Annotated in this window: 2 protein-coding genes; both read right to left on the bottom strand. The window is 39.5% G+C overall.

All coding sequences use genetic code 11. The features are described 5' to 3' along the window. Positions 1 to 158: 158 nt before the first annotated feature. A complete protein-coding gene (istB, locus tag FOT98_RS28845) occupies positions 159 to 923 on the bottom strand; it encodes an IS21-like element helper ATPase IstB (protein WP_000980839.1) in 765 nt (254 codons plus the stop codon). Beyond that, complete coding sequence (gene istA, locus FOT98_RS28840; protein ID WP_002073783.1) at positions 920 to 2,182, bottom strand: IS21 family transposase; 1,263 nt, start codon at positions 2,180 to 2,182, stop codon at positions 920 to 922. The genes istB and istA overlap by 4 nt, the downstream gene beginning before the upstream one ends. Between the last annotated feature and the right edge of the window lie 255 nt (positions 2,183 to 2,437).

Genomic DNA, 2,437 nt, shown 5'->3' with positions numbered 1-2,437 from the left:
AAATAAATGTTGATATCATAATAAAATAGTGAAAATATAGGTATAGGTAATTTGAGAAGAATATAGTATTCTTGCTTATTAATCAGTATTTTAATTGGTGTCAACAACGATTCAAATTTCCCCAATTTCAACGAAATGAAATTCCCCATTATGAACGGCTAAATCGTTGTTTGGGCAGGATAAATTCCTGCTTTTTTCTTTTCTCGCAAACGGTAGGAGTCACCCTTGATGTTAAATGTAATCGCATGATGTAAGAGGCGATCCAAGATAGCCGTTGCCAATACATCGTCACCAAAAACTTTTCCCCATTCAAGGTACGATTTATTAGATGTTAAAATCATTGCTCCTTGTTCGTATCGCTTTGAAACAACCTGGAAGAAAACATTGGCGGTTAGTTCATCAAAAGGAAAATAACCTACTTCATCTACAATTAACACGTCTGGACGACTCCAACGATTTACGAGTCGCTGGAGTGTCCCTTTATCATTGGCCTTGCGGCACTGAGCCACTAAGTCGTCGGCCGACAAAAATAGGGCTGTATATCCTTGGGTAATCGCTTCAATCGCAAAGGAGACGGCTAAATGAGTTTTTCCTACACCCGGAGGACCCAGTAATATGCGATTTTCCCCATTGGCAATAAAGCGACATGTTAAGGTTTCCTTGACCCTTTTCTCGCTCAGACTTGGTTGAAATGTAAAGTCAAAATCATGAATCGTTTTGGTGTAAGGCAGCTTTGCCCGTTTCATTCGCTTTTCTAGTTGATCAGAATCTTGTTGCTCCGTTTCATGCAAAACGATAGTGTGAAGAAACTCAGAATATGATACATTATCCTTAGAAGCGTCTTCTAGTAAACTATCAAGTTGGTTGGCTGTATGATGCCAGCCGAGCTTCTTTAAACGCTCCAATAAGAGTTCGTTCATCATACAGACTCACCTTCTTCCAGTGCTGCGTAAGCAGCGAGAGGGCGTTTTTCCACATTTGGAGATGGGGTATGAGAGTGAAGACCGTCGGTCGCCAAATCTTCAACGTTCTTCGCTTTCTGCCCTTTTTCTTTTGTATGTAGCCCATCATAGTGTTCCATTCGGATATGAGTAGTTGCTTTTCCTGTAAGAACCGGATGTTTTGCGATACATTCACGTTCATCGTAAATCTCTAAATGATGATCGAGTGTTTCTTTAATCTTAACCATTTGTCCAGCGTAACGGTAAGGAACTGAATACCTTTTTCCGCGGTACGACACCACACAGTCCCGACTGACTTCTCTGGTTTCCCAATGTGAAGTGGGAAACAGAGGCTTCACTCCCCATATCTGCAGGAACTTCTGTTCCTGCTCAAATCGTTGAAATGGTGACTCATTAGTAGTCTGATTGGTTTTCTTGTTAGCTATCTGATCCAACCATGTACGTACGGCTTCATTTAATGCATGTAAAGTTGGTTCGTGTTTTCGCTGAAAGAAGTTATCTTTCAAATACTTAATGGTTCTTTCTACTTTCCCCTTTGTTTGCGGACGTTTAGGACGACAGGCTTTTGGCACAATCCCATAGTAGGCTAAGAAATCCTCAAACTTGCGATTGAAACGAATCTCTACAGGACTATGCTTGATTACAACGGTTTTCATATTATCATAGAGAATTTGTTCTGGTACCCCATTAAAGTAAGAAAAAGCATTCATATGACACTTCATGAGGGTTTCGAGATTCATGTTGGTTGTAAACTCTACGTACTTCATTCGGGAATAACCTAATATCATCACAAATGCATAAATGTCTTGCAGATTGCCATTCACTAAGTATTTTCCCACGTACGCCCAATCCATTTGGGCTTGTTTCCCTGGTGGTGTTTCAAACCGTAAGGTTGCCTGTTTCTTTGGCTGTTGACGAAGAGGACGAACAAAGTCTCTTAAAATTGTCATCTTCCCCTCGTAACCCATCGTTTGAATTTCCTCTAACAGTACGACACAGTTGGTTGTTCCTTCTTTGACTCGTTGAAGGATGTAGGACTTATAGGGTTCGAGCTTACTCTCTTTCTGCTGCTCGCTTGCCTTACGTTCCGGCAACTGATTGCTTTTTAGATATTTGCTGATCGTTTTACGATCGAAGCCTGTTGCTTCTGCAATGGCTGTTTTCGTCCACCCTTTCTGAAATAACTCTCTAATCATAAAAAACTCCCCAATCTTCAGCACCGTTTCTTCACTCCATCTTTGATGTTTGTTTCGAAACGATTATCTGTTATTTTTGGGGAATTTAAAACCGTTGTTATTGGGTATTTTACAATCGTTGATTACAATTGGAATGTAATTTATAATTTTCTGATGGATTTATAGTTGTAATGAAATATACTTTTCTAATTAATCTTAAACTAGAAAAGTATGCATTTTAGGATGAAAAGCTATATATTGGATGTTTTCTGGAAATGTTTAATTGTTTGGGTGAGGTCT

The sequence above is a fragment of the Bacillus sp. HY001 genome, from assembly GCF_007558965.1.
Lineage (GTDB): Bacteria > Bacillota > Bacilli > Bacillales > Bacillaceae_G > Bacillus_A > Bacillus_A mobilis.
The sequence above is the reverse complement of the archived record's forward strand: the minus strand, read 5'-3'. Positions and strand labels throughout refer to the sequence as shown.

Excerpts from the sequence above, each read along its gene's own strand:
- istB (WP_000980839.1), bottom strand. The coding sequence starts at position 923 with ATGATGAACGAACTCTTATTGGAGCGTTTAAAGAAGCTCGGCTGGCAT.